We start from the raw sequence: 26,108 nt of genomic DNA, 5'->3' as shown, positions 1-26,108 counted from the left end.
TTCGCGGGCCGGGCCTACTGGGGACCGGCGGGCGGTTCCGGCCCGTCCCACGGGCTGACCGGGTTGCCCATCCAGTAGGTGCCGGCGGGGACGGTCTCGCCCCGCATGACGAGGGACGCCGGCCCCACGGTGCCGCCGTTGCCGATCCTGGCCTGCGGCAGGATRACCCCGTGCGGCCCCATGGTGGCTCCGTCATCGAGCGTAACAGTGTCGATGCTCATGACCCGGTCATGGAACAGATGGGTCTGGACGACACACCCGCGGTTGACGGTCGAGTTCCGGCCGAGCGTGACCAGATCCGCCTCGGGCAGCCAGTAGCTTTCGCACCAGGTTCCCCTGCCGATCTTCGCCCCCAGTGCCCGCAGCCACCAGACCAGCGCCGGTGTCCCCGTGGCGGCACGCGCGAACCACGGGGCGCTGACCATCTCAATGAAGGTGTCCACTACCTCGTTGCGCCAAATGAAGGAGCTCCACAGCGGATGCTCGCCGCTGCGGATCCGGCCCACCAGCAGCCATTTGGCCACAACCGCGCTGCCTGCCGCAGTGGCGCCTGCGATGAGGACCACCACGCCGCCCAGGACGGCGGCGACGCCGTAGTTGAACGTGGCCGCCATGGCGTCGAACGCGAGCATCACGCCGACGGCGATCGCGACCGTCAGCATGACAGGGACGAACCGGCACAGCTCCCACAGGGTCCGCGCGACCTTCAGCCTCCGGGGCGGCTGGTACGTCCGCGTGTCGTCGGAGGCGATGGCGGTGCGCCGCAGCCGGACGGGCGGGCTGCCGAGCCATGATGTCCCGGATTTGGCCTTGGCCGGCGTGGCCGAGAGGACCGCGACGAGGGAGTTCTTGGGCACGTTGCGGCCGGCCGCCGTCATGCCGGAGTTGCCCAGGAAGGACCGCTTTCCGATCTTGGCCGGCGCAATGTGCATCCAGCCGCCATCGAGTTCGTAGGAGGCCACCATGGTGTCATCGGCCAGGAAGGCGCCCTCGCCCACGGTGGTCATACTCGGGATCAGCAGCACTGTCGAGGCTTCCACGTTGCGGCCCACCTTGGCGCCGAGAAGCCGCAGCCAGACCGGGGTAAAGAGGCTCGCGTAGATGGGGAACAGCAGATCCCGGGCGAGGTCCAGCACTCGCTCGGTCGCCCACACCTGCCAGCCAATCCGGCTCCGGACCCGGTAGTAGCCCTCGGCGAGTCCGACGCTCAGCAGCCTCGTGGTGGCCAGGATCAGCAGCAGGTTGGTCGCGAACCAGGCCAGCGCGGCCAGGGGGATGGAGAGCGCAATGCCGGGCAGTGCCGCGGACAGCGAGGAGCTGCCCCGGATGAACCCAAAGACCACGAAGGCCGCGGCGGCGGCGGAGATATAGGGGATGAGCGCCAGCCCGGCGGATGCCGCGGCGAAGCCGGCGAACCACAGCCGGCCGATCAGCCGGTGTTCGGGCGGGGAGTCGGGCCACGAGTGCTTGGCCTTGCCGCGCCGCTCGGCCGGTGAGCCTGCCACCAGCTGGCCTGCCTTGACCTTGCCGATCACCGCGGAGCCCGGTTCCACCTGCGCTCCGGCGCCCACAGTGGCTCCGGGCATGAGAGTGCTGCGGGCCCCGACACTGGCGCCTGGGCCAATCCGGATGGCGCCGATGTGGACACGGTCGCCGTCGATCCACCAGCCGGACAGATCGACCTCAGGCTCGATATTGGACCCGGTCCCAAGGGACAGCAGCCCGGTGACCGGCGGCAGCGAATGCAGTTGGACGTTCTCGCCGATCTTCGCGCCGAGCGCCTTCGCGTAGTACGGCACCCAGGGCGCGCTGGCCAGGCTGATGGCGCCGGCGAGATCCTGGATCTGTTCGGCGAGCCAAAGCCGGAGGTGCACACGCCCGGACCGGGGATACGTCCCGGGCACCACGTTGCGCAGCAGCAGGCGGGCCGCGGCGATGGAGATCAGCATCCGCCCCGCCGGGCTGACGAAGACCAGCCACGACGCACCGACCCACCACCAGGAGAGGGTCGGCGCGGCGCTGAAACCGGCGAAGGCGGCCAGGAGATTGTTGGCGGCCATCAAGTAGGTCAGCCAGCGCATGCCGACGAGGACTTGCAGGGGAATGCCCAGGAGGGTCTGGAAGGCCTGGGACTTCCTCGACGTGGGCGTGACGGAACGCTCCTGGGCGGCGACTGCCCCGCCCTCCGGGAGCGACTGGCGGGCCTCGTCCACCAAGGCGCCCACCCGGGGTGTCGCGTAGATATCGGCCACCGTGATGGTCGGATAGCGCACGCGCAGGGCGGACACGAGCTGCGCGGCGGCCAGTGAGCCGCCGCCGTAGGCGAAGAAATCGGCGTCCAGGCTCGTCACTAGGCTTCCCAGCACGGCACTCCATTGCTCCACGATCCACTGCGCGTCATCGGGCAGGTTCAGGGGCGCACCCTCGGCCTCGGCGGCTCCGGTCCCGCTGAGCGGCCAGGGCAGGGCATGGCGGTCCACTTTGCCGCTGGTCTTGGTGGGCAGGGAGTCGACGAGCGTCAAGAGTGGGATGAGCGGCGCCGGCAGGCTCTCGCCGAGCAGTTCGCGCGCCGCCGCGAGGTCGATGTCCACGCCGGACACGGCGGCAAGGTAGCCGACCAGGATCTGGTTGCCGGCCGCGGTGGTCTGGACCGCGGCGGCGGCGCCGGCGACATCCGGCAGCGACTGCAGTGCGGCGTCGATCTCTCCGAGCTCGATCCGGCGGCCGCCGAGCTTGACTTGTTCATCGGCGCGGCCCTGGAAGATCAGGCCCTCCGCCTCGAATTTGACGAGGTCGCCGGAACGGTAGGCGCGCGGCCAGCCCAGGGACGGCATGGGGGCGTACTTTTCCGCGTCCTTGGCCGGGTCGAGGTACCGGGCCAGCCCGACGCCGCCGATGATCAGTTCGCCCACGGACCCTTCGGCGACGGGCAGCGATTCGGAGTCGACGACGGCGAGGTCCCAGCCGTCAAGCGGCAGGCCGATCCGGACGGGGCCGGCCCCGCCCAGCCGCGCCGCGCACGCGACCACGGTGGCCTCAGTGGGCCCGTAGGTGTTCCACACTTCCCGTCCCTCGACGGCGAGCCGCTCGGCAAGGTCCGGCGGGCACGCCTCTCCGCCGAAGATGAGCAGCCGGACGCTTTCCAGCGACTCCACCGGCCAGAGCGCGGCGAGCGTGGGGACTGTCGAGACCACCGTGATGCCGTGGCTGATCAGCCACGGGCCCAGGTCCATCCCGGTCCGGACCAGCGCCCGGGGTGCCGGAACCAGGCAGGCGCCGTGACGCCACGCGAGCCACATCTCCTCGCAGGAGGCATCGAATGCCACGGAAAGGCCGGCCAGCACCCGGTCCTGCGGGCCCACCGGATCATCCTTCAGGAAGATGCGGGCCTCGGCGTCCACGAACGCGGCGGCCGAGCGGTGCTGGACCGCAACACCCTTGGGTGTGCCGGTGGAGCCCGAAGTGAAGATGACCCAGGCGTCGTCGTCGGGCCCTGGCGGCCTCGCGTCGGGGAACGGCCGGGGGTGGTTGCTGTCCGTGACGATCTTGCCGCCGGCGCGAAGGATGGCGGCCACCCGGGCCTCGCCGAAGACCAGTTTGGCCCGCTCATCCGGATCGTCGGCGTCCACCGGGACGTAGGCCGCACCGACCAGCAGCACCGCCAGGATCGAGACGTACAGCTCGTTGGTGCCGGAGGGGATCCGCACGCCGACCTTGTCGCCGGCACCCAGCCCGGCCAGGTGCAGCTTCCTGGCGGTTGCCCGGACTTCGTCCATGAGCTGGGCGTAACTGAGCGAGCGGTGACCGTCGTCCAGCGCGGAAGCATCCGGGAAACGGGCGGCGGTATCGCGCAGGATATCTATGAGCGTCCGCTCCGGCGGGGCGGCGAGTGCGCCCGGCAGCTGGGGCTCGCAAACGGTGTCACGGGGCGCGGGAAGACTCTGCACCGTGCCGGCGTCGGGGGCTTCACTCGGGGTCAGTCGTTGCTCGGTCACTGGCGCATTATCCCTGCATGAGATGAACGGATGGTGTTGCCGCGCGGCCTAAGTGACCGTGCGGCCTTTTAGGGGACCAGGATGACTTTCCCGGTGGTGCGGCGTTGTTCGAGGTCTTCGTGGGCGCGGGCTGCCTCGGCGAGCGGGTAGCGGGCGCCGATCCTGACCTTGAGGCTGCCATTGGCGGCCGCGGCGAAGACTTCGTCGGAGCGCCAGCGGCGTTCCCGGGCGTCGCGAAGATAGTGGGCCATGGTGGGCCGGGTGAGGTACAGCGAACCGCCGGCGTTGAGCCGCTGCGGGTCGAACGGCGGGACCGGGCCGGACGCTGCGCCGAAGAGCACCAGCGTGCCCCGGATGCGCAGCGATTCCAGGGAAGCGTCGAACGTGTCTTTTCCGACGCCGTCGTACACAACGTCCGCGCCAATACCGCTGGTCAGGTCCCGGACCCGCTCCGCGAAGCCGTCGTAGCGCAGCACGTGGTCGGCTCCGGCTTCGCGGGCCAGCTTCTCTTTCTCGTCCGTGGAAACGGTGGTGATGACGTGGGCGCCCTTGGCCTTGAGCAGCTGGATCGTGAGGAGCCCGACACCGCCGGCGCCGGCATGGAGCAAGACCGTGTGGCCGGACTCGACCTTGAAGGTGGAGTTGATCAGGTAGTGGGCCGTCACGCCCTGCAGCGGCAGGGCCGCGGCGGTGAAATCATCCAGGCCATCCGGAACCGGCAGGGCTTTGTCCTCATCGATGAGGGCGTAGCCGGCGTAGCAGTTGATGCCCTCGGCCGTGGCCACCCTGTCGCCGGGAGCGAACCCGGTGACGGCGTCCCCGACTTCCTCCACGGTGCCCGAGGCCTCGGACCCGGGCGTGAAGGGATAGCTGACCGTGTAGACGCCGCCGCGCTTGTAGGTGTCGATGAAGTTCACGCCCGCCGCGGCGACCTTGACCAGCAACTGGCCGGGCCCGGGAACGGGGCGGGCTGTTTCGTCGAGCTCCAGGACCCCGGGCCCCCCGGCCTGGCGGGCGACGATTGCGTGCATCATATGGCTCCTTTTCCGGGAGGGAATCTCTGTCCCGGTCCTTGGGTCCATCCTAGGGACACCGGCGGTAACCATGAAGGGGCCGTTCGTAACCAGCCGTCACGTGATGCTGTTCGTGACGCCGCCTGGGCGTGCCGGGTCCGGCAAGGACGGCGGGGTGATGCGTCCGTTAGTAGCGGCGCGTGACCGTCGCCATCGGGCACTCGAAGTGACGGCCCGCGGCGAGTCCGACGTCGTTGAGGTAGCGGACAATGATCGCGTACGACTGCAGCAGCGTGGTTTCCGTGTAGGGAACCTGGTGTTTGGCGCAGTACTCGCGGACGATCTTGGCGGCCTTGTCCAGCTGCGGCCGTGCCATGTCGGGGAAGAGGTGGTGCTCGGCCTGCCGGTTGAGGCCGCCGAGGAGGATGTCCATGAAACGGCCGCCGGAGATGTTCCGGGAGGTCAGGACCTGGCGGCTGAAGAAGTCCACACGGCTGTCCGCGGGGAGGACCGGCATGCCCTTGTGGTTCGGTGCGAAGGACGCGCCCATGTAGAAGCCGAAGACGGCCAGCTGGACGCCGATGAAGGCGAACGCCATGCCCAGGGGCAGGAAGGTGAAGGCGAGGACCGGCAACAGGCTGAGCCGGACCGCGAGGATCGGGATTTCAACCCAGCGGTGCGTGACCTTGGCCCGGCGGAAGATGAATTTCACCGAATCGATCTGCAGGCCCAGGCCCACCAGGAACAGCAGCGGGAAGAAGAACCAGCCCTGTTTGCGGGTCAGGAACGCGAAGCGCCCCTGCCGGTCGGCCACGGCTTCAGCGTGGAAGGCGATGGGGCCGGGCGCGATGTCCGGGTCCTTGGAAATAACGTTCGGGTGGTTGTGGTGCGCGCCGTGCTTCTGCTCCCACCAGGAGTAGCTGATACCGGCCACGGAGGTGGCGAGAAGCCGTGCGGCCCAGTCGTTGGCGCGGCGGGAGGCGAAGATCTGGCGGTGCCCGGCCTCGTGGGCCAGGAAACTCAGCTGCGTGCACAGGATGCCCAGCGCGGCGGCGATGAGGAGCTGGAACCAGCTGTCACCGATCAGCGCGAAGCCGAACCAGGTGGCGGCCATCAGCAGCACGAGGCTGGCGAAAAGGGTGATGTAGAAACCGACGCGCCGTTCGAGGAGACCGGCCGCCTTGACGCTTTTCAGGAGTTCCGAATAGCTCAGGACCACGGCGTTGGGTTGCCGGACGCGCGATTGCGGACGCGCCGGCGTTTGGGTGGGAAGTGTGGAAGTGGCGGTCATGGAGCGCTGGCCTCGTCACGGTTACGGGCAACGCTGCAGCTGACATTCGCAGCTGCACGGTCTGGATCACCCTTTACCAAGCATACGCCCCCGGGTTTCTGCGGGCCGCCGATCCGGCGGCGAATCCTCTGCCGGCGGAACCCGCCGGGGCGGGCTCAATTAGGCACAGACACTCAATTGGACACAGACCTATCGATGCATAAATATCGGCATCTATGCATACTCTTGCTGTATAGTCGTGTTTATGACTATTTCTGTTGCCGTTTCCGGGGCGAGCGGTTATGCCGGCGGCGAGGTCCTGAGGCTCCTTGCCGGTCATCCCGACGTCACCATCGGCGCCATCACGGCCCACAGCAACGCCGGTTCCAGACTAGGGGAATTGCAGCCGCATCTCCATGGCCTGGCGGACCGGATCCTCGAGGACACCACGGTGGATAACCTGGCCGGCCACGACGTCGTGTTCCTGGCGCTCCCGCACGGGGCGTCCGCGGAGATCGCGGCGCAGCTGCCGGCCGGGACCCTGGTGATCGACGCCGGCGCGGACCATCGGCTCGAGGACCCGGAAGCCTGGGAGAAGTTCTACGGTTCCGCGCACGCCGGAACCTGGCCCTACGGCCTGCCGGAACTGCCCGGCCAGCGCGACGCCCTCCGCGGCGCCACCCGGATCGCCGTCCCCGGCTGCTACCCGACGTCGGCCCTCCTGGCCCTCACGCCCGGCTTCAGCAACCACTTGCTGGAGGGCGAGGACGTCGTGATCGTCTCCGCGTCCGGCACCTCGGGCGCCGGCAAGGCCGCCAAGGTCAACCTGATCGGCGCGGAGGTCATGGGCTCCATGAGCCCCTACGGCGTGGGCGGGGGACACCGGCACACCCCGGAGATCGAACAAGGACTCTCCAAGGCGCTGGGGTCACCGGTCACGGTCTCCTTCACGCCCACCCTGGCGCCCATGAGCCGCGGCATCCTGACGACGGCGACAGCCAGGATTCGGCAGCAGCCAGGACGCAGCGTCACTGCCGAGGAGCTCCGCCGCGCCTGGGCCGAGGCCTACGACGACGAGCCCTTCGTACACCTGCTCCCCGAGGGCCAGTGGCCCTCCACCAAGTCGGTCCAGGGATCGAACCACACGGTTATGCAGCTCGCCTTCGATGAGCACACCGGCCGCGTGATCGTCTGCTGCGCCATCGACAACCTCACCAAGGGGACCGCCGGCGGCGCCGTGCAGTCCATGAACATTGCCCTCGGCCTGGCGGAATCCGCCGGCCTCAACCTCCAGGGAGTCGCACCGTGAGCATCACCGCACCGCAGGGATTCCGCGCCGCCGGCGTGACGGCCGGCCTCAAGGCCTCCGGCAAGCCGGACGTGGCCCTCGTGGTCAACGACGGCCCGTCCAAGGCCGCGGCGGCGGTCTTCACGTCCAACCGCGTCGCCGCGGCCCCCGTGCACTGGTCCCGAGAGGTCCTCAGGGACGGCCGGGTGGACGCTGTGATCCTCAACTCCGGCGGCGCCAACGCCTGCACCGGACCCCAGGGCTTCCAGAACACGCACACCACGGCCGAGAAGACCGCCGAGGCCCTCGGCGTCTCCGCCACCGACGTCGTGGTCTGCTCCACCGGCCTGATCGGCGAGCAGCTGCCCATGGACAAGATCCTGGCCGGCATCGGTTCCGCCACCGCGGACCTGGCAGCCGACGGCGGGTCCGCGGCAGCCACCGCGATCATGACCACGGACTCGGTGTCCAAGCAGGCCGTCTTCACCGGCACGGACTCCAACGGCACGCAGTTCACCATCGGCGGCATGGCCAAGGGCGCCGGCATGCTGGCCCCGGGCCTGGCCACCATGCTGGTGGTCCTCACCACGGACGCCGACGTCCGGCCGGACACGCTCGACGCCGAACTCCGCATCGCCACCCGCGTCACCTTCGACCGGGCGGACTCCGACGGCTGCATGTCCACCAACGACACCGTCGTGCTGCTGGCCTCCGGGGCCTCCGGCGCCGCGCCGTCCGCCGCCGACTTCGGTGCCGGCCTGACCCAGGTCTGCGCCGAGCTGGCCCGCAAGCTGATCGGCGACGCCGAGGGCGCCAGCCACGACATCGCGATCCGGACGTTCAACGCCGCGAGCGAGCGGGACGCCGAAATCGTCAGCCGCGCCGTCGCCCGCTCCAACCTGTTCAAGACCGCGATCTTCGGCAAGGACCCCAACTGGGGCCGYGTGCTSTCCGCCGTCGGCACCACCGACGCSGCSTTCGAYCCGGACCAGCTGAACGTGTCCATGAACGGCGTGCAGATCTGCCGCAACGGCAGCATCGGCGATGACCGGAACCTCGTGGACCTCGAACCGCGCGAGGTCCTCGTCGAAATCGACCTGCAGGCCGGGGGGGCCGAGGCCACCATCCTCACCAACGACCTCACCCACGACTACGTCCACGAAAACAGCGCCTACTCCAGCTAACCCCCCGGGGAAGGAACAGTACGGACGAACAGGTAAGGACGAACCCCATGAACACCCAGACCCGCGAGACCACCTCGCAGTCCGACGCCCGGGACAAGGCCGCCACGCTGATCGAGGCACTGCCCTGGATCCAGCGCTTTGCCGGCAGCACCATGGTGATCAAGTACGGCGGCAACGCGATGGTCAACGACGAGCTCCGCCGCGCCTTCGCCGAGGACGTCGTGTTCCTGCACCATGTCGGGATCCACCCCGTGGTGGTGCACGGCGGCGGCCCTCAGATCAACTCCATGCTCGGCCGGCTCGGGATCGAATCCGAGTTCAAGGGCGGGCTGCGCGTCACCACGCCCGAGGCCATGGACGTGGTCCGGATGGTCCTCACCGGCCAGGTGGGGCGCGAACTCGTCGGCCTGATCAACTCCCACGGCCCCTACGCCGTCGGCATGTCCGGTGAGGACGGCGGACTGCTCCGCGCCGTCCGCACCGGCACCGTGGTGGACGGCGAAGAGGTGGACCTGGGCCTGGTCGGTGAAGTGGTGGGCGTCAACCCGGAAGGCATCGTGGACATCCTCGCGGCCGGCCGGATCCCGGTGGTCTCCACCGTTGCCCCGGAGATCGCCGCCGACGGATCCACCACCGGGCAGGTACTCAATGTCAACGCGGACACGGCCGCGGCGGCGGTCGCGTCGGCCCTGGGCGCCTCCAAGCTGGTCATCCTGACCGACGTCGAAGGCCTCTACGCCAACTGGCCGGACAGGTCATCGCTGATCTCGTCGCTGACGGCCTCGGAGCTGCGTGAGATGCTGCCGCGCCTTGAGTCCGGCATGATCCCGAAGATGGCTGCCTGCCTGAAMGCGATTGACGACGGCGTCGAGCGCGCCCACATCGTGGACGGCCGCCTGCCGCACTCGATGCTCCTGGAAACCTTCACGACCGCCGGCATCGGCACCCAGGTGGTCCCGGACGAGGAAAGCAAATGAACCAGATCGAAACAGCACCTTCCACGGACCTTGAGCACTCCCCGGTAGGGGAACTGGTTCACTCGCGCGCCACCGGCGCACAGTGGCTCTCCCGCTACTCATCCTCCCTGCTCGGCGTCTTCGGCACCCCGCAGCGGGTTTTGGTCCGCGGCGCCGGCTGCCTCGTGTGGGACGCCGACGGCAAGGAGTACCTGGACCTGCTCGGCGGGATCGCGGTGAACGCCCTCGGCCACGCCCACCCGTTCGTCACCTCGGTGATCTCCAGCCAGCTGGCCACCCTGGGCCACGTCTCCAACTTCTTCACGAGCCCCACCCAGATCGCCCTCGCCGAGAAGCTGCTGGAACTGTCCAAGGCGCCGGCCGGCTCCAAAGTGTTCTTCGCCAACTCCGGCACCGAGGCCGTCGAGGCCGCGTTCAAGCTGGCCCGCCGGAACACAGGTGCCGCGGATGCGGAGGACACAGGGAAGCCGCGCACCAAGATCATCGCGCTCGAGGGCGCCTTCCACGGGCGCACCATGGGCGCCCTCGCGCTCACCGCGAAGGAAGCCTACCGGGCCCCGTTCGCGCCGCTGCCCGGCGGCGTCGTGCATGTTCCCTTCGGTGACATCGAGGCCCTCCGCGCCGCCGTGGACGACACCACCGCCGCCGTCTTCCTCGAACCCATCCAAGGCGAGGCCGGCGTCCGGCCGCTGCCCGCAGGCTACTTGCAGGCCGCCCGCGAGGCCACCACGGAGGCCGGCGCCCTGCTGATCCTCGACGAGGTCCAGACCGGCATCGGCCGCACCGGCAAGTGGCTGGCCAGCGAGGACGCCGGGATCGTGCCCGACGCCGTGACCCTCGCCAAAGGCCTGGGCGGCGGCTTCCCGGTGGGAGCCCTCGTGACGTTCGGCCCGGAAACGTCCGCGCTCCTGACCGCAGGCCAGCACGGCACCACCTTCGGCGGCAACCCCGTGGCCACCGCGGCCGCCCTCGCCACCCTGCACGTCCTCGAAAACCAGGACGTCCTGGCACACGTCCGGAGCGTGGGGGAGCACCTGCGCGCCGGCCTCGCCGGGATCGACGGTGTGACCGAGGTCCGCGGCGAAGGACTGCTGATCGGTTTCGACCTCGACGCCGACGTCGCCCCCGCCGTCGTCACCGCCGGCCTCGACGCCGGGTTCATCGTCAACAGCCCCGGCCCGCGCACCATCCGGCTCGCGCCCCCGCTGATCCTGACCACCGAGCAGGCCGACCGCTTCCTCGCCGCCCTGCCGGCCCTCCTCCAGACCGCAAAGGACGCCCAGTGACCGCCGCCGTGACCGCACCTGAAACTTCGACAAGACCCGTCCGCCACTTCCTCAAGGACACCGACCTCAGCCCGGCCGAGCAGGCCGAGGTGCTCGAGCTCGCCGTCCGGATGAAGGCCGCGCCCTACAGCGTGCAGCCCTTCGCCGCGGAAGGCAACGGCCGACAGACCGTGGCCGTCATCTTCGACAAGACCTCCACCAGGACCCGCGTCTCCTTCGCCACGGGCATCGCGGACATGGGCGGCAACGCGCTCATCATCAACCCCGGCGAGGCACAGATCGGGCACAAGGAATCGGTCGAGGACACCGCCAAGGTGCTCGAACGCATGGTCTCCACCATCGTGTGGCGCACCGGCGCGCACGCCGGGCTCGTCGCCATGGCCGCGAACTCGCGCGTCCCGGTCATCAACGCCCTGTGCGACGACTACCACCCGTGCCAGCTGCTCGCCGATCTCCTGACCGTCAAGGAACACAAGGGAGGCCTCAAGGGCCTGACCATGGCGTACCTGGGCGACTCCGCCAACAACATGGCCAACTCCTACCTGCTGGCCGGCGTCACGGCAGGCATGAACGTCCGCATCGCCGGACCCGAAGGCTACCTGCCGTCCGCGGAGATCGTTGCCGCCGCCGAGGACCGCGCCGCGGAAACCGGGGGATCGGTGCTCGTCACGGTCGACGCCGCCGAGGCCCTCCTGGGCGCCGACGTCGTCGCCACTGACACCTGGGTGTCCATGGGCCAGGAGGCGGAGAAGGAAGCGCGGATGAAGCTGTTCGGCGCGTATTCCGTGGATGCCGCGGCGATGGAACTCGCGGCGCCGGACGCCGTCGTGCTCCACTGCCTGCCGGCCTACCGGGGCTACGAGATCGCCGCGGACGTCATTGACGGCCCGCAGTCCATCGTCTGGGACGAGGCCGAAAACCGGCTCCACGCCCAGAAAGCGCTCATGGCCTGGCTCATGCACCGCTCCGGCCTGGCTGTTGTTGACGGGCTCGCGCCGGTCAATGGGCTCGCGCCGGTCGACGTGCCCGCACCGGTGGACGGCTTGGCCTGATGTCCGTCCAGCCCGCCTCGCCGGGGGCCAGCCCGGCCACCAAAACAGCCCGGCAGGCGCGGATCACGGCGATCCTGACCGGCGAATCGGTCCGTTCCCAGGCCGAGCTCGCGGCGCTGCTCGCGGACGACGGCGTCCAGGTCACCCAGGCCACGCTCTCGCGCGACCTGGTGGAACTCGGCGCCGTCCGGGTCCGCGGCAAGGACGGCGTGCTGGTCTACGCCGTTCCGGGGGAGGGCGGCGAACGGGCGGCCAAAAGCGGCGTGACACAGGAAATCCTCGACGCCCGGCTGACCCGGTTGTGCGGGGAACTGCTTGTCACCGCCGAGGCCTCCGCCAACCTCGTGGTGCTGCGGACCCCGCCGGGCGCCGCGAACTTCCTGGCCCTCGCCATCGACCACTCCGTGATGCCCTCGATCCTGGGCACCATCGCGGGGGACGACACCGTCCTGCTCGTCACCCGGGACCCCCTGGGCGGCGCGGACATCGCCGCACGCTTCCTGCAGTTCGCCGAGGAAGCCGGCCAATAAGCCACACCATGGGCCGTTCACAGGACCGGGCACACCCGGCTTGTGACAGGCTTGCAACAGACACCAATAAACTAAACAACTAAGGAGCATTTCCGTGACTGAGCGTATTGTTCTGGCCTACTCCGGTGGCCTGGATACTTCCGTAGCCATCGGCTGGATCGGTGAAGCCACCGGCGCCGAGGTCATCGCCGTGGCGGTCGACGTCGGACAGGGCGGCGAATCGCTGGAGACCATCCGCCAGCGCGCGCTGGGCTGCGGCGCCGTCGAAGCCTACGTGGCCGACGCGTCCGACGAGTTCGCCAACGAGTACTGCGTGCCCACGCTGAAGGCTAACGCCCTCTACCAGGGCCACTACCCGCTGGTCTCGGCCATCTCCCGCCCGGTGATCGTCAAGCACCTGGTCAAGGCAGCCCGCGAGTTCGGCGCCACCACCGTCGCCCACGGCTGCACCGGCAAGGGCAACGACCAGGTCCGCTTCGAAGTCGGCATCCAGACCCTCGGCCCGGACCTGAAGTGCATCGCACCGGTCCGCGACCTTGCCCTGACCCGCGACAAGGCCATCGCCTTCGCCGAGGAAAAGGGTCTGCCGATCGAGACCACCAAGAAGAACCCGTACTCGATCGACCAGAACGTCTGGGGCCGCGCCGTCGAAACCGGCTACCTCGAGGACATCTGGAACGCCCCCACCAAGGACATCTACGACTACACCGCCACCCCGGAATTCCCGCCGGCACCGGATGAGGTCACCATCTCCTTCGAGGCCGGCGTGCCGGTCGCGATCGACGGCGTCAAGGTCACCCCGCTGCAGGCCATCAAGGAACTCAACCGCCGCGCCGGCGCCCAGGGCGTCGGCCGCATCGACGTCGTCGAGGACCGCCTCGTAGGCATCAAGTCCCGCGAAATCTACGAAGCCCCCGGCGCCATGGCGCTCATCACGGCCCACAAGCACCTCGAGGACATCACCATCGAGCGCGAGCAGGCCCGCTTCAAAGCGACCGTCGGCCAGCGCTGGGCCGAGCTGGTCTACGACGGCCAGTGGTTCTCCCCGCTCAAGCGCTCCCTCGACGCCTTCATTGAGGACACCCAGCGCTACGTCACCGGCGACATCCGCATGGTGCTGCACGGCGGCCAGGCGATCGTCAACGGACGCCGCTCCGAAACCTCGCTGTACGACTTCGACCTCGCCACGTACGACACGGGCGACACCTTCGACCAGTCCATGGCGCGCGGCTTCATCGAGCTGTGGGGCATGTCCGCCAAGGTTGCCTCCGGCCGCGACATCCGCGTCGCAGGAAAGTAGCCCCCGTGGCTGAGCAGAGGTCCGCCACCAATGAAGGCGCGCTGTGGGGTGGCCGGTTCGCCGGCGGCCCCGCGGACGCCCTCGCGGCGCTGAGCAAGTCCACGCACTTTGATTGGCGGCTGGCCCGCTATGACATCGCCGGGTCCAAGGCGCACGCCCGCGTGCTGCACAAGGCCGGGCTGCTGGATGACGCCGAACTCGAGGGCATGCTGGACGCCCTGAGCCGGCTGGATCAGGACGTCGCCTCCGGCGCCTACCTGCCGGCGGAGTCGGATGAGGATGTGCACGGTTCCCTGGAGCGCGGCCTGATCGAGCGCGCCGGCACCCAGCTGGGCGGTAAGCTCCGCGCCGGCCGTTCCCGCAACGACCAGGTGGCCACGCTGGGCCGGATGTTCCTGCGTGACCACGCMCGGATCATCGCCCGCGGYGTGSTCGCCACGATCGACGCGCTGGTGGASCAGGCCAAGGCCCACCMGGGCGTGGCCATGCCGGGCCGCACGCACCTCCAGCACGCCCAGCCGGTCCTGCTCAGCCACCACCTGCTGGCCCACGCCTGGGCCCTGCTGCGCGACGTGCAGCGGCTTCAGGACTGGGACAAGCGCGCCGGCGTTTCGCCCTACGGCTCGGGTGCCCTGGCGGGTTCCTCGCTGGGCCTGGACCCGGAGGCCGTCGCGGCGGACCTGGGCTTCTTCTCGGCGACGCACAACTCGATCGACGGCACCGCCTCCCGCGACGTCTTCGCCGAGTTCGCCTGGATCACGGCCATGATCGGCGTGGACCTGTCCCGGGTCTCGGAGGAAGTGATCCTGTGGGCCACGAAGGAATTCTCCTTCGTCACCCTGCACGATTCCTACTCCACCGGCTCATCGATCATGCCGCAGAAGAAGAACCCGGACGTGGCCGAGCTCGCGCGTGGCAAGGCCGGCCGGCTGATCGGCAACTTGACCGGGCTTCTGGCCACCCTGAAGGGCCTGCCGCTCGCGTACAACCGCGACCTGCAGGAGGACAAGGAACCGGTCTTCGACGCCGCCGACACCCTGGAGGTCCTGCTCCCGGCAGTCTCCGGCATGATCGCGACGCTGACGTTCAACACCGAACGGATGGAATCCCTGGCACCCCAGGGCTTCGCGCTGGCCACGGACATCGCCGAATGGCTGGTCCGGCAAGGCGTTCCCTTCCGCGAGGCGCACGAGCTCTCCGGTGCCGCGGTGAAGCAGGCCGAAAGCCGCGGCGTCGAGCTCTGGGACCTCACAGACCAGGAATACGCGGCCATCTCCGGGCACCTGACGCCGGAGGTCCGCACGGTCCTGTCCACCGAGGGGTCGCTCAACAGCCGGAACTCCCAGGGCGGTACCGCGCCGGCCGCCGTCGAACGCCAGCTGCTGGCCCTCGAGGGCGAACTCGCCGGCGTGCGGGAGTACGCGGGCTAGTTCGCACCGAGGCGCCTACACCCCACGCGAGTTGGCATTTCGCGGCAATGTTGTCTAATGACACTGCCGTGAAATGCCAACTCGCGGCGTTTAAGGTGGGTGCATGAGCGAATCTTTCCGGAAAATGCTGCGGGCCCTGCCAGATTTCCCGGAGGTGCTCCCGGACTTCGATCCGGCGGGCGCGCCCGCGGACCCTGCCGAGCTGTTCCGGCTGTGGCTCGGCGAAGCCCTGGCTGCCGGGGTGCCGCAGCCGAACGCGTGCAGCCTGGCCACGGCGGATGGGCAGGGCCGGCCGTCGTCGCGGATGCTGATCCTCAAGGACATCGACGCCGACGGCTGGCACTTCGCCACCTCCCGGGAATCCCGCAAGGGCAAGGAACTCGCGGCCAACCCACACGCGGCCCTGAACTTCTTCTGGCAGCAGCAGGGCCGCCAAGTGCGGGTGGCCGGGGACGTCGTGGAGCTCTCCGCCGAGGCCTCGGCCGCGGACTGGCAGGCACGGCCCGGCGCGGACGGCAGCGACAATGAAAACACAGACTGGCAGCTCTACGCCCTCCGCCCCCGGGAGATCGAATTCTGGCAGGCACGGCACGACCGCAGGCACATCCGGCACCGCTACGCGCCCGCTGACCACGTTCCGTTCAGTTAGTCCGGGTTAATTGGGTGGCTCCGTTAGGATGGGCGGCATGACCTCCATCACACCAGAGAACCTTCGGGCAGAACTGCACCGCGCCGCCGACGTCGTGGCCGGAATCACCGCGAAACTGACCGAACAGGACATCAAGGCGCCGTCCGAACTGCCCGGCTGGAGCCGCGGGCACGTGCTGGCCCACATCTGCGGAATCGCCAACGCAATGGCCCGCCAGCTCGAATACGCGGCCCGCGGTGAAGCCGTGGAACTCTACGACGGCGGCTTCGAGGGGCGGAACCGCGCCATCGACATGGCGGCCGGCCACAGCCTCGCCGAGCACCGCGCCGACCTCGACTCCGCGCTGGGCAGGGCCCTGGGCGCCTTCGACGCCCTCGACGCGGCCGGCTGGCGCGAGTCCATCACCTACCGCGGGGGAGTCGTGTTCGACGGCGGCTTGGCCCTCTGGCGCGAACTCGTCATCCACGCGGCGGATCTCGGCACCGGCCACGGCCCGGAAACCTGGAGCCGGCCGTTCTGCGGGCACCTCTTCGAGTTCCTCTCCGCCCGGGTGCCCGAGGGGCAGCGCTTTGTCCTGCAGCCGCTCGGCCTGCCGGCGGTGGCCATTGGCAGCGGTGGACATTCGACGGTGATCAACGGAATGCTGACGGATATTGCCGCGTGGCTCGCCGGCCGCACGCCTACCCTTGGCAGCCTGCGCGCCACCGCCGCGGCCGACGGCGTCGACCTTCCGGAGCTGCTGCCCTGGCCATCCGGCGTGCCCATCAACAACTGAGGATCCCAGCCGTGGCGGACTGCCAGGCCAAACCGCGCAGGTCTTATCCTTCGTCCTATGGCCGTGCCGTGGCGAGGGCGAGTTCGCGTTCCCGGTCCAGCAGGCTGCCCTTGACGGCGAGTCCCCAGCGGAAGCCGCCCAGGSTSCCRTCGGTGCGGACCACACGGTGGCAAGGAACGAAYAAGGCCGCCGCGTTGAAGGCGCAGGCACTGGCTGCCGCGCGGACGGCCTTGGGGTTGCCGGACAATTCCGCGTACTCCGAGTAGGTCACGGGGTGCCCCGGAGCGACCGTCCGCAGCACGTCCCAGGCGTGGCTGCGGAAGGGTCCGGACTTCTGCAGCACCGGCACGGCCATGGCGGGCTCCGGATTCCCTGCGTAGAACGACTCGACGGCCTCGGAGATGGCGCCCATCCCGGTGACGGTCTCGAATTCGCCGGGCAGCAGGTCGGCGTGGATCTGCCCGGTCAGTTCGCCGGGGATGGCGGTCCAGCCCGATGACAGGACGACGCCGTCACGGGCAATGATGGTGAATGGGCCGTCCGGGGTGGACATGGTCAACAGCTGGGCTTTCATGGTTTCGCTTTCTTCGGAGTCTGCGCGGAAGTTTGTGTCGGTGTCTGCGGTGTCTGCGGTGTCTGCTGTGTCGCCGATGTTGGTGCTTGTTGTGTCGCCCGTGGCGGCTTGCGTGCCGCGGCCTGGGCGGCCGCTGCCGCGCGCCACAGGTGCATGGTGGCGTAGGAGCGCCACGGGCTGACCTCGCGGAAATCAGGGCTCAGCGCGGCGCCGGGGGCCGGGGCGAGGGACCGGATGCCGTTCCGGACGGCCGCGTCGTTGGCAAGGAACACATCCGGTGCTCCGATGACGCGCATCGCGACGTATCCGACGGTCCACGGCCCGACGCCGGAAAGCGGCAGGAGCTTGGCCTCGAGCCCGTGCACATCATCGCCGTAGCCGAAATCAAGGTCCCCGGAGGCCATGGCTGCCGCCGCGCCGCGAACGGAGTCGATCCGCCGCTGCGGGCCGCGGAGCAGTTCGAAGCCGGACTCGGCAATCTGGGCGGCCGTCGGGAACAGCCGGTGCAGGCCGTCGGCGGGCACCAGGCTCTCGCTCCCGGCCGCCGAAAGCTGGACCAGGGCGGTCCGCGCAGCAGCCACCGTGATCTGCTGGCCGATCATGGCCCGGATCAGCAGTTCCTGCGGATCAACGGCGCCGGGCATCCGCATCCCCGGCGTGACCGCCACCGTGGCGGCTAGGCGGGGATCGGCGGCGAGGGCGGCATCTATGGCGACGGGATCGGCGTCGAGGTCCAGCAGGCGGCGGACCCTGCTCAACAGGGCGGCAAGGTCCCGGAGGTCGACGGCGCCGATGGTCAGCACGAGCGGGCGCCCGGGAGCGCCGGCGTCGTAATCCACCCGGAAACGGGCATCGCCGTGGGTCAGCCGCAGGGTCCGGGCGTAGGAGTGGGAGGTGCCTTCCTCGATCCCGGGGATAGCGCGGACGGCGAGGAAGTCGAAGACACCGGGATCGAACGGTTCCCGGTACGGAAGATTGAGCGTGAGCGCCGTGGTGGCTGCGGGGGCGCGGTGGTGCCGGGCCGTGGCCCGCAGCGCAGAGGGCGTCATGGCGAAGACCTCGCCGATGGTCTCGTTGAACTGGCGCACGCTGCTGAATCCCGCGGCGAAGGCGATGTCCGAGACTTTCATGGCGGTGGAGACCAGCAGGGTGCGGGCGGTCTGGGCCCGGCTTGCCCGCGCCAGGGACAGGGGTCCGGCGCCGAGTTCGTGGCTGAGGATCCGGTTGAGCTGGCGCGAGGAATAGCCGAGCCGGGCCGCCAGCCCTTCGACGCCGTCGCGGTTGATCACGCCATCATTGATGAGCCGCATGGCGCGCCCGGCGATATCCGAGCGCACGTTCCAGGCCGGGGTGCCGGGCACAGCCTCCGGCAGGCAACGCTTACACGCCCGGTAGCCGGCCTCGTGCGCGGCGGCTGACGTCTCATAGAACGTGACGTTGTCCGCTTTGGGTGTCCGGGCAGGACACGAGGGCCGGCAGTAGATCCCGGTGGTCCGGACGGCTGTGTAGAACTGCCCGTCGAATCGGGTGTCCCGGGCGTCGATTGCCCGGTAGCGTTGCCAAAAGTCCATGACCCCATCCTGCCAGCTTCCCGGATCGCCTGCTAGCGGAATTCGGACACGGCCGTGGGGGCTTGCGGCGGCATTTGTTAAAGTCTGAACATGACAGAGCCCGGCACGCGGCCCGGCACAGAGCCCGGCACGCACGCTTCGCTCCGGGCGATGCTCTCGGCCGACGCCCGGCACGTTGCGCCGCTCCTGCTCGGCGCCATATTGACGCACGACGGGCGGGAAGGCTCCGTCTCTGTGCGGATCACCGAGGTGGAGGCGTACCTGGGACCGCATGATTCGCGCCACCCTGATCCCGGGTCCCACACCTTCCGCGGCCAGACGGCCCGCAACGCGCCGATGTTTGGCCCGGCGGGCCACCTCTACGTGTATTTCACCTACGGGATGCACCATTGCGCCAATATCGTCTGCGGGCCTGAAGGGGTGGCGTCGGCGCTGCTGCTGCGGGCCGGCGAAGTGGTTGCGGGACATGAACTGGCCAGGGCCAGGCGTCCGACGTCGAAATCGGACAACGACCTCGCCAGCGGGCCCGCCCGGCTAGCCACAGCGCTGGGCGTCACGACGGCGGACAGCGGGCGGGATGCCCTGGCGCCGCCGTTCAGGCTGGAACCGCCCGTGAATCGGCCGGACGGGGTCGCCGGCATCAGCTCCGGCCCCCGGGTTGGCGTCTCCGGCGCCGGCGGCAGCCATGACTACCCCTGGCGGTTCTGGCTCACCGGCGACCCCACCGTCTCCCGCTACAAGCCGGCAAAGCCGGCAAGAACAGTAAAGGCCCCAAACGCCCGGGGCGGGTAGCCGGGCACGTACCTTGATGCGCAGCGTCGGCGCTCAGGGAGGATGGAGCACTATGGGCGAGGGCAAACGCGGAAAACCGGGCAGCGAGCTGGAACGGCTCCAGATCTTCGCGCAGCTGGCCACCGAGTACTTCGGCATGGTTGAGCTGTTCACACCCGATCTGGCGCCGGCCGCGGCCGACTCGGCCGAGGCAGAGCGCCGACACTGGCTTGAGCTCTTCCGTGCAGCCTTGCTGCGAAAGTTCGTCGTCCCGGATGAGCACGTCTCGCTCAAGCTCGTGGTGCGGGCCCTGCGCATGTGCAACTACTCTGCGGACTCCCGCATTACCGAGGGGACGGCAGAAGCAGGCAGGTTGTTCACGAACGAGATGATCCGGGACCGCGAGGCACGGATGGCCGAAATCGCCGCGAACGACCACGACTTGTTCGAGGACGTCCTCTATGGCCGGCTCCTCCATGGCGACGCCGACAGGTTTCGCCGGTCCGGGTGGGCCGAAGACTACGCCCGGCTGAGCAGCGTGGCAGCCGGGCGGTTCGACGCCGAGCGGGCCCTGCGAATAGCGCTGGACGTCGTCGCCTACGGGCTTGCGAATGACCTCCTGCGCCCGCCCGAACCGGACGAACCCGTGCCGCCAGCCGCCGGAACGTAGGAATTCCTAGGACGCGGCGAGGCTGCTGAGCCCGTAGTCGGCGCCGACGGCGAACGGGGAGAGACGCCGCCGAAGGTCCTCGCGCACTTGGGGCCACTCCTGGGCGAGGATCGAGTACACAGCGGTATCTGCCCTGCCCCCGCCGGGTGCCGCGCGGTGGCCGCGGAGGATCCCCTCAAAATGGGCGCCGAGCCGTTCGATCGCCGTCGCGCTCCGGGTGTTGCGGGCGTCGCAGCGGAACGCCACCCGGTGGACTGCCAGTACTTCATAGGCGTAGGCAAGGAGCATGTGCTTGCTCGCCGGGTTGACGTGGCTGCCCCAGAACTGCCTTCCATAGAAGGTTCCGCCGATTTCCAGGCGCTGCTGGGCCGGCACGTAGTCGCGGAGGGACGTGGTGCCCAGCAGGGCGCCGGTGCGCCCGTCCGTCACGGCAAACGGAATCGTGGCGGGATCCTCCAGCCGTGACTCGAAGAGGCCAGCCAGTTCGCCGGTCGTCCCCGGCATCGGGGCCGCCATGCCTGCCCACATGCCGGAATCCACGAAATCAAAGAGGCCTGCCGCGTGGTGCGGGGCCAACGGAACCAGGCGGACCCCATGGCCGGAAAGGACGATGTCGTGTCGCATTGGAGCATTCAATCACCGGCCGGGTGGACGGGACCGTCGAATCAGGCGCCGCCGAAATGAACATTGGGTGGCCGCGAGGTTGCCCGCGGAGGAGGGCCGCCGGGCTGGTTTGCTACCAGCCAGTAAGGTAGATGGGTGAATCAAAGCCAGCTGAACCAGACCAAGACAGCACTGCCCGTGGATGAGCTGATCGAGAGCCTGTGCGCCACCATCCCGGACTATCCCAAACCCGGAATCAGCTTCAAGGACCTCACCCCGGTGTTCGCCGACGGCAACGCCTTCGGAGCCGTCGTCGATGCCCTGGTGGGCCCTTTCCAGGGCCAGTTCGACGCCGTCGCCGGAGTGGAAGCCCGCGGCTTCCTGCTCGCGGCGGCCGCAGCTTACGCCACCGGGACCGGAGTCATCACCGTCCGCAAGGCCGGCAAGCTGCCGCGCGAAGTGTTCTCCGAGGACTACGCCCTGGAGTACGGCACCGCCACCCTCGAGCTGCACACCACGGATCTGGCGCCGGGGAGCCGGGTGCTGATCCTCGACGACGTGCTCGCCACCGGCGGTACGCTCGGCGCCGCGGCGCGGCTGTTCGAGCGGTGCGGGATCCACGTGGCCGGCGTCGGCGTGGTCATGGAACTCGACGAACTGGCCGGGCGCTCGGCCCTGACCGGCCACAACGTCCGCTCCCTGCTGAGGATCTAACGGGCGCGCGGTGGCTGGACCATCCGTGGCGTATCGGTAGAATTCCCTGACGAAGACTGCCTCGGCACTGTTCGGGGACATACAACCGCTATGTCCGTCGAAATGGCTGTAGAATGGTGGGTCCGTCTTTTTCGATAGGGGAACGTTCGATGCACGACGCTGATTTGGCCCATGAACGCGACTATGTGGCCGGACTTTACGCCCGGCTCGATGAGTTGCGGGCAGAGAAGCGCACCCAGCTGGCCCAGGTGCGCCGTGCCGGTGCCGTGGGCACCATGCAGAACGTTTCCGAACGCGATGCCTTCGCGGCCCTCTACGAGGACCGCCTAGCCCAGCTGGATGCCGTCGACGACCGGCTGGTATTCGGCCGCCTGGACCTGGATTCCGGCGAGGCCCAGTACATCGGCCGCATCGGCCTGACCACCGAGGACCTGCAACGGCTCATGGTGGACTGGCGGGCGCCCGAGGCCGGCCACTTCTATCAGGCCACGGCGTTCGACCGCCAAGGCGTTCGCCGTCGCCGTCACCTGATCCTGCAGGGCCGCGAGGTCAAGGCGATCGAGGATGACGTCCTCGACGCCGACATGCTCGCCGACAACGATTCGCTCCAGGGCGAAGGCGCCCTGCTGGCTGCCCTGAACTCCAAGCGGACCGGCCGGATGTCAGACATCGTCGGCACCATCCAGTCCGAGCAGGACCGGATCATCCGTTCCTCCATCTCCGGTGCCCTCGTGGTCCAGGGCGGTCCCGGCACCGGCAAGACCGCCGTCGCGCTGCACCGCGCCGCGTACCTGCTCTACACCCACCGGGACAGACTCAAGAGCGCCGGCGTCCTGCTGGTGGGACCGACGTCGTCCTTCATGAAGTACATCGAGCGCGTGCTGCCCTCGCTCGGCGAGACCGGCGTCGTCATGGCGAGCCTGGGCCGGCTCATGCCGGGCATCACCGCCGTCGCCGAGCAGGACTCCGCCGTGGCGGCCATCAAGGGCCGGCTGGACATGGCCGAGGTGGTCGCCAACGCCGTGGCCAACCGGCAGCGCATTCCGGCCGGAAACAGAATCCTCGAGGTCGATGGCCGCAAGCTGGTCCTCACCCCGCGGCAGGTCCGACGCGCCAAGGAACGGGCGCGCGCCACGGGTAAACCGCACAACGAGGCCCGCGTCTCCTTCGTCAAGATCCTGCTCCGCGAGCTGACCGAGCAGATGACGGAGCTGGTGGAGGCCGGCAACATCGGCAACAACGCCGACCGCTCCTACCTGGCCGAGGACGTCCGCTCCGCSCGSGATGTCCGGRTSGCSCTGAACCTGTGCTGGATGCCGATGACCCCGGAGAAGCTCGTGGGGGAGCTGCTGAGCAAGCCGGCCATCCTCGAGGCATGCACCCCGAACCTCAGCCCGGAGGAGCGGGCGTTGCTGCTCCGCCCCGCGGATTCGCCGTGGACCGAGTCCGACGTTCCGCTGCTCGACGAGGCCGCCGAATTGCTCGGCGAGCTCGATGCCGCCGCCGGACGCGGACTGGCGCAGCAGGAACAGGACCGTGCCCGCGACCTCGCCAACGCCAAGCAGACCCTGGTCAACATGGAAACCGCCGGAGTGGACGTCCTCGTCACGGCCGAAGACCTTGTGGACCAGAACCAGGAGCGCGAGACGCGGCTGACCGCTGCAGAGCGTGCCACCACGGACCGCAGCTGGGCCTTCGGGCACATCGTCGTGGACGAGGCCCAGGAGTTGTCGCCCATGCAGTGGCGGCTCCTGGTCCGGCGCTGCCCGCTGAAGTCGTTCACGATCGTGGGCGACATCGCCCAGACCAGTTCCGTCGCCGGCGCCAACTCCTGGCACAGCGCACTGGGCCCTATGTTTGGCGACCGCTGGCAGCTCGAGGAACTGACCGTCAACTACCGCACCCCGTCCCAGATCGCCGAGGCCGCGGCCCGCATGGCTACCGCGGCCGGCCTGGTGGTTTCCGCGCCCAAGGCCGTCAGGGAAGGACACTGGTCCCCGGTCATCGACCGTGTCGGCGCCGGCCAGATCGTCAAGAAGCTCGTTGAGGTGCTCCCGGAGGAACTGGCCGCTATCGAGGGCGGCCTGCTGGCCGTCATCGCCGACGGCGAGCTCCTCCCCGAAGCCAGCGCGGCACTGCGGGCCGTGTACGGCCACCGTGTCGGGACCGGAGCGGGAAGTTACGCGCAGGACATCGTGGTGATCAGTCCCCGCGAGGCCAAGGGACTGGAGTTCGACGGCGTCGTGGTCCTGGAACCGACGGACATGCTCAACCACGAGCACGGCCGGGTGGGGGACCTGTACGTGGCCATGACCCGGCCCACGCAGCGCCTGAGGCTCATCGCCGCCTCCGGCGTCCCGGCCGGCATCGAGGAGTAGCGCGGTCCGGCTTGCCCGTCCCGGGCCGGGAGTCACCTGCGATGCCGGTCCGTCGATCCTGCTAACTTAGATTCCGTGTCCCAGCTAAATATTCTCGATGCCCAGCAGAACGACCCCAGCTTTGCCAATATCTGGCAGGAGTTGAAATGGCGCGGCCTTGTCCACGTCTCCACGGATGAGGCAGAGCTCGAAAAGCTCCTCGCCGGCGATCCCGTGACGTATTACTGCGGCTTCGACCCGACCGCGCCGAGCCTGCACCTGGGTAACCTTGTCCAGCTGTTGGTCATGCGCCGGCTCCAGCTGGCCGGCCACAAGCCCCTCGGGCTGGTGGGCGGGTCCACAGGCCTTATCGGTGATCCGCGTCCGACGGCGGAACGCACCCTGAACACCAAGGACACCGTGTCCGAATGGGTGGGCTACCTGCAGGCCCAGGTCCGGCGCTTCCTCAGCTTCGAGGGCGACAACGCCGCCCGGATGGTCAACAACCTGGATTGGACGGCGCCCCTGAGCGCCATCGACTTCCTCCGCGAGATCGGCAAGCACTACCGCGTCGGCACCATGCTCCGCAAGGACGCCGTGGCATCCCGCCTCGGTTCCGAGGAAGGCATCAGCTACACGGAGTTCAGCTACCAGATCCTGCAGGGCATGGACTACCTGCAGCTGTTCCGCGACCACGGTTGCATGCTGCAGACCGGCGGCTCGGATCAGTGGGGCAACCTCACCAGCGGTACCGAGCTGATCCGCAAGGTCGAGGGCAAGCACGTCCACGCCCTGGGAACGCCGCTCATCACCAACTCTGACGGCACCAAGTTCGGCAAGAGTGAGGGCAATGCCATCTGGCTGGATCCGGCCATGTGCAGCCCGTACGCCTTCTACCAGTTCTGGCTCAATACGGCGGACGCGGATGTAGCGGACCGCCTCAAGGTGTTCACCTTCCTGAGCCGCGCCGAGATCGAGGCGCTGGAGCTCGCGGTCGCCGAGCGGCCGTTCGCCCGCGAAGGCCAGCGGAAACTGGCCTATGAGGTAACCTCGCTCGTCCACGGTGTGGACGCCACGGAAAAGGTCATCGCAGCCTCGGCCGCAGTGTTCGGCAACGGCGATCTCTCCGCACTGGACGAGGCGACGTTGAAAGCGGCAACTTCCGAGTTGCCCTCCGCCACGGTCGACGCCGGCGCCCTGGGCATCATCGAGCTGCTGGTCGCTTCCGGTCTTTCGGAGAGCAAATCCGCCGCACGCCGCACAGTGGGGGAGGGCGGGGCCTACGTCAACAATGCGAAGGTGTCCGATCCCGACGCCGTTATTGCCGCCAGCGAGTTGCTCCACGGGCGTTACCTGCTCCTGCGGCGGGGCAAGAAGAACCTGGCCACGGTGGAAGTCGCCGCGTCCTGATCAACGTTCATTACGCAGCCTGCACGCTCCTCCCCGGCCGATTTGCACGGCCGAGGGGGAGCGTGTATTGTTTTCTGAGTCGCCGCCGTTGAGTGGTGACAAACCCCCACAAATGAGAAGCAATTCTCCATGCGCTAGGCGCACATAATGGAAATTGCTTCAATTCTGCTGGGCGGATTCGCTCCACAAAGTGAAATTCCGATGAAAATCGCGAGTTTGCAAAGTGGAAATGAATGAAATAAGCTATAAACATCGCAGCGAAGAAAAACGAAATAAGAATTCATGAAAATGAATTGTTTCGGTAAATATTCGAATGTGTCTGTTGTTTGAGAACTCAATAGTGTGCCAAGTTTGTTGATACCAATTTATTGTAATGGATTGGTTGAATTGACTGGATCATGCCACCCCGTGGTGTGGTCTGGTTTTTACAGCTGGTTTCAAATTTTGTGCAGCGTGTTTCTTCCGTTTTCCCGGGGGTGCGTGCTGTGTCTGTTTTACTTCAACGGAGAGTTTGATCCTGGCTCAGGATGAACGCTGGCGGCGTGCTTAACACATGCAAGTCGAACGATGATCCGGTGCTTGCRCCGGGGATTAGTGGCGAACGGGTGAGTAACACGTGAGTAACCTGCCCTTAACTCTGGGATAAGCCTGGGAAACTGGGTCTAATACCGGATATGACTCCTCATCGC

Annotated in this window: 21 protein-coding genes and 1 rRNA gene; 16 read left to right on the top strand and 6 right to left on the bottom strand. The window is 68.4% G+C overall.

Annotation, left to right across the window (positions count from 1 at the left end; translation table 11 throughout):
- Positions 1-14: 14 nt before the first annotated feature.
- The 3 genes from AC1DEY_RS18820 to AC1DEY_RS18810 all read right to left on the bottom strand — a co-directional run bounded on the left by AC1DEY_RS18820 (position 15) and on the right by AC1DEY_RS18810 (position 6,299).
- Positions 15-3,947, bottom strand: a complete 3,933-nt coding sequence (locus AC1DEY_RS18820; RefSeq protein WP_476869330.1) for a Pls/PosA family non-ribosomal peptide synthetase — start codon at positions 3,945-3,947, stop codon at positions 15-17.
- A gap of 116 nt (positions 3,948-4,063) precedes the next feature.
- A complete protein-coding gene (locus AC1DEY_RS18815; RefSeq protein WP_476869295.1) occupies positions 4,064-5,029 on the bottom strand; it encodes a quinone oxidoreductase family protein in 966 nt (321 codons plus the stop codon).
- A gap of 166 nt (positions 5,030-5,195) precedes the next feature.
- Positions 5,196-6,299, bottom strand: coding sequence for a fatty acid desaturase family protein (locus AC1DEY_RS18810; protein ID WP_441409480.1), 1,104 nt, complete (start codon positions 6,297-6,299; stop codon positions 5,196-5,198).
- Positions 6,300-6,543: 244 nt separating this feature from the next.
- Between AC1DEY_RS18810 and argC the strand changes: the two genes are divergently transcribed.
- The 10 genes from argC to AC1DEY_RS18760 all read left to right on the top strand — a co-directional run bounded on the left by argC (position 6,544) and on the right by AC1DEY_RS18760 (position 16,749).
- On the top strand, positions 6,544-7,587 hold the full coding sequence (gene argC / locus AC1DEY_RS18805; protein WP_476869294.1) for an N-acetyl-gamma-glutamyl-phosphate reductase: 1,044 nt from the start codon (positions 6,544-6,546) through the stop codon (positions 7,585-7,587).
- The gene (gene argJ, locus AC1DEY_RS18800; RefSeq protein ID WP_476869293.1) at positions 7,584-8,750 is read left to right on the top strand and encodes a bifunctional glutamate N-acetyltransferase/amino-acid acetyltransferase ArgJ; all 1,167 of its coding nucleotides are present in this window, start codon (positions 7,584-7,586) and stop codon (positions 8,748-8,750) included. The genes argC and argJ overlap by 4 nt, the downstream gene beginning before the upstream one ends.
- A gap of 47 nt (positions 8,751-8,797) precedes the next feature.
- Entirely contained in the window at positions 8,798-9,727 is a 930-nt protein-coding gene (gene argB / locus AC1DEY_RS18795; protein WP_476869292.1) for an acetylglutamate kinase, read from the top strand.
- A complete protein-coding gene (locus tag AC1DEY_RS18790; RefSeq protein ID WP_476869291.1) occupies positions 9,724-11,013 on the top strand; it encodes an acetylornithine transaminase in 1,290 nt (429 codons plus the stop codon). The genes argB and AC1DEY_RS18790 overlap by 4 nt, the downstream gene beginning before the upstream one ends.
- Positions 11,010-12,065: an ornithine carbamoyltransferase gene (gene argF, locus AC1DEY_RS18785; RefSeq protein WP_476869290.1), complete on the top strand. Its 1,056-nt coding sequence runs from the start codon at positions 11,010-11,012 to the stop codon at positions 12,063-12,065. The genes AC1DEY_RS18790 and argF overlap by 4 nt, the downstream gene beginning before the upstream one ends.
- Positions 12,065-12,595, top strand: coding sequence for an arginine repressor (locus AC1DEY_RS18780; protein ID WP_079551248.1), 531 nt, complete (start codon positions 12,065-12,067; stop codon positions 12,593-12,595). Before argF ends, AC1DEY_RS18780 begins: the two co-directional genes overlap by 1 nt.
- 94 nt (positions 12,596-12,689) lie before the next feature.
- Positions 12,690-13,895, top strand: a complete 1,206-nt coding sequence (locus tag AC1DEY_RS18775; RefSeq protein WP_091557836.1) for an argininosuccinate synthase — start codon at positions 12,690-12,692, stop codon at positions 13,893-13,895.
- A 5-nt stretch (positions 13,896-13,900) separates the two neighbouring features.
- Entirely contained in the window at positions 13,901-15,325 is a 1,425-nt protein-coding gene (argH, locus tag AC1DEY_RS18770) for an argininosuccinate lyase (protein ID WP_476869289.1), read from the top strand.
- A 103-nt stretch (positions 15,326-15,428) separates the two neighbouring features.
- Positions 15,429-15,974, top strand: a complete 546-nt coding sequence (locus tag AC1DEY_RS18765; protein WP_476869288.1) for a pyridoxine/pyridoxamine 5'-phosphate oxidase — start codon at positions 15,429-15,431, stop codon at positions 15,972-15,974.
- Between the two features lie 37 nt (positions 15,975-16,011).
- Complete coding sequence (locus AC1DEY_RS18760) at positions 16,012-16,749, top strand: maleylpyruvate isomerase family mycothiol-dependent enzyme (RefSeq protein WP_476869287.1); 738 nt, start codon at positions 16,012-16,014, stop codon at positions 16,747-16,749.
- Positions 16,750-16,804: 55 nt separating this feature from the next.
- On the opposite strand, the gene AC1DEY_RS18755 is transcribed toward AC1DEY_RS18760, so the two are convergent.
- On the bottom strand, positions 16,805-17,323 hold the full coding sequence (locus tag AC1DEY_RS18755; protein WP_476869286.1) for a methylated-DNA--[protein]-cysteine S-methyltransferase: 519 nt from the start codon (positions 17,321-17,323) through the stop codon (positions 16,805-16,807).
- Positions 17,320-18,894, bottom strand: a complete 1,575-nt coding sequence (locus AC1DEY_RS18750) for an AlkA N-terminal domain-containing protein (protein ID WP_476869285.1) — start codon at positions 18,892-18,894, stop codon at positions 17,320-17,322. Before AC1DEY_RS18750 ends, AC1DEY_RS18755 begins: the two co-directional genes overlap by 4 nt.
- Before the next feature lie 90 nt (positions 18,895-18,984).
- Between AC1DEY_RS18750 and AC1DEY_RS18745 the strand changes: the two genes are divergently transcribed.
- Together AC1DEY_RS18745 and AC1DEY_RS18740 are read left to right on the top strand one after the other, a co-directional pair.
- On the top strand, positions 18,985-19,686 hold the full coding sequence (locus AC1DEY_RS18745; RefSeq protein ID WP_476869284.1) for a DNA-3-methyladenine glycosylase: 702 nt from the start codon (positions 18,985-18,987) through the stop codon (positions 19,684-19,686).
- A gap of 52 nt (positions 19,687-19,738) precedes the next feature.
- Positions 19,739-20,335 (top strand): hypothetical protein, encoded by a 597-nt coding sequence (locus AC1DEY_RS18740; protein ID WP_476869283.1) that lies wholly within the window; start codon positions 19,739-19,741, stop codon positions 20,333-20,335.
- A 6-nt stretch (positions 20,336-20,341) separates the two neighbouring features.
- On the opposite strand, the gene AC1DEY_RS18735 is transcribed toward AC1DEY_RS18740, so the two are convergent.
- A complete protein-coding gene (locus AC1DEY_RS18735) occupies positions 20,342-20,959 on the bottom strand; it encodes a GNAT family N-acetyltransferase (protein WP_476869282.1) in 618 nt (205 codons plus the stop codon).
- 135 nt (positions 20,960-21,094) lie between these two features.
- Between AC1DEY_RS18735 and AC1DEY_RS18730 the strand changes: the two genes are divergently transcribed.
- From AC1DEY_RS18730 to AC1DEY_RS18715, 4 genes are all read left to right on the top strand, one after another.
- Positions 21,095-21,652, top strand: a complete 558-nt coding sequence (locus AC1DEY_RS18730; protein ID WP_476869281.1) for an adenine phosphoribosyltransferase — start codon at positions 21,095-21,097, stop codon at positions 21,650-21,652.
- Between the two features lie 149 nt (positions 21,653-21,801).
- Positions 21,802-24,030, top strand: a complete 2,229-nt coding sequence (locus tag AC1DEY_RS18725) for a HelD family protein (RefSeq protein WP_476869280.1) — start codon at positions 21,802-21,804, stop codon at positions 24,028-24,030.
- 75 nt (positions 24,031-24,105) lie between these two features.
- The gene (gene tyrS / locus AC1DEY_RS18720; protein ID WP_476869279.1) at positions 24,106-25,419 is read left to right on the top strand and encodes a tyrosine--tRNA ligase; all 1,314 of its coding nucleotides are present in this window, start codon (positions 24,106-24,108) and stop codon (positions 25,417-25,419) included.
- A 499-nt stretch (positions 25,420-25,918) separates the two neighbouring features.
- A 16S ribosomal RNA gene (locus AC1DEY_RS18715) occupies positions 25,919-26,108 on the top strand; the annotation flags it as partial.

It is taken from the genome of Arthrobacter sp. 05T47, assembly GCF_056395825.1.
Note: the sequence above shows the minus strand (reverse complement) of the source record. Positions and strands in the feature narration are given on the sequence as shown.

Coding starts and splice junctions, on each gene's coding strand:
- AC1DEY_RS18815 (WP_476869295.1), bottom strand. CDS start 5,029: ATGATGCACGCAATCGTCGCCCGCCAGGCCGGGGGGCCCGGGGTCCTG.
- AC1DEY_RS18780 (WP_079551248.1), top strand. CDS start 12,065: ATGTCCGTCCAGCCCGCCTCGCCGGGGGCCAGCCCGGCCACCAAAACA.
- AC1DEY_RS18790 (WP_476869291.1), top strand. CDS start 9,724: ATGAACCAGATCGAAACAGCACCTTCCACGGACCTTGAGCACTCCCCG.
- AC1DEY_RS18735 (WP_476869282.1), bottom strand. CDS start 20,959: ATGCGACACGACATCGTCCTTTCCGGCCATGGGGTCCGCCTGGTTCCG.
- AC1DEY_RS18760 (WP_476869287.1), top strand. CDS start 16,012: ATGACCTCCATCACACCAGAGAACCTTCGGGCAGAACTGCACCGCGCC.
- argC (WP_476869294.1), top strand. CDS start 6,544: ATGACTATTTCTGTTGCCGTTTCCGGGGCGAGCGGTTATGCCGGCGGC.
- AC1DEY_RS18745 (WP_476869284.1), top strand. CDS start 18,985: ATGACAGAGCCCGGCACGCGGCCCGGCACAGAGCCCGGCACGCACGCT.
- AC1DEY_RS18765 (WP_476869288.1), top strand. CDS start 15,429: ATGAGCGAATCTTTCCGGAAAATGCTGCGGGCCCTGCCAGATTTCCCG.
- AC1DEY_RS18810 (WP_441409480.1), bottom strand. CDS start 6,299: ATGACCGCCACTTCCACACTTCCCACCCAAACGCCGGCGCGTCCGCAA.
- AC1DEY_RS18750 (WP_476869285.1), bottom strand. CDS start 18,894: ATGGACTTTTGGCAACGCTACCGGGCAATCGACGCCCGGGACACCCGA.
- AC1DEY_RS18740 (WP_476869283.1), top strand. CDS start 19,739: ATGGGCGAGGGCAAACGCGGAAAACCGGGCAGCGAGCTGGAACGGCTC.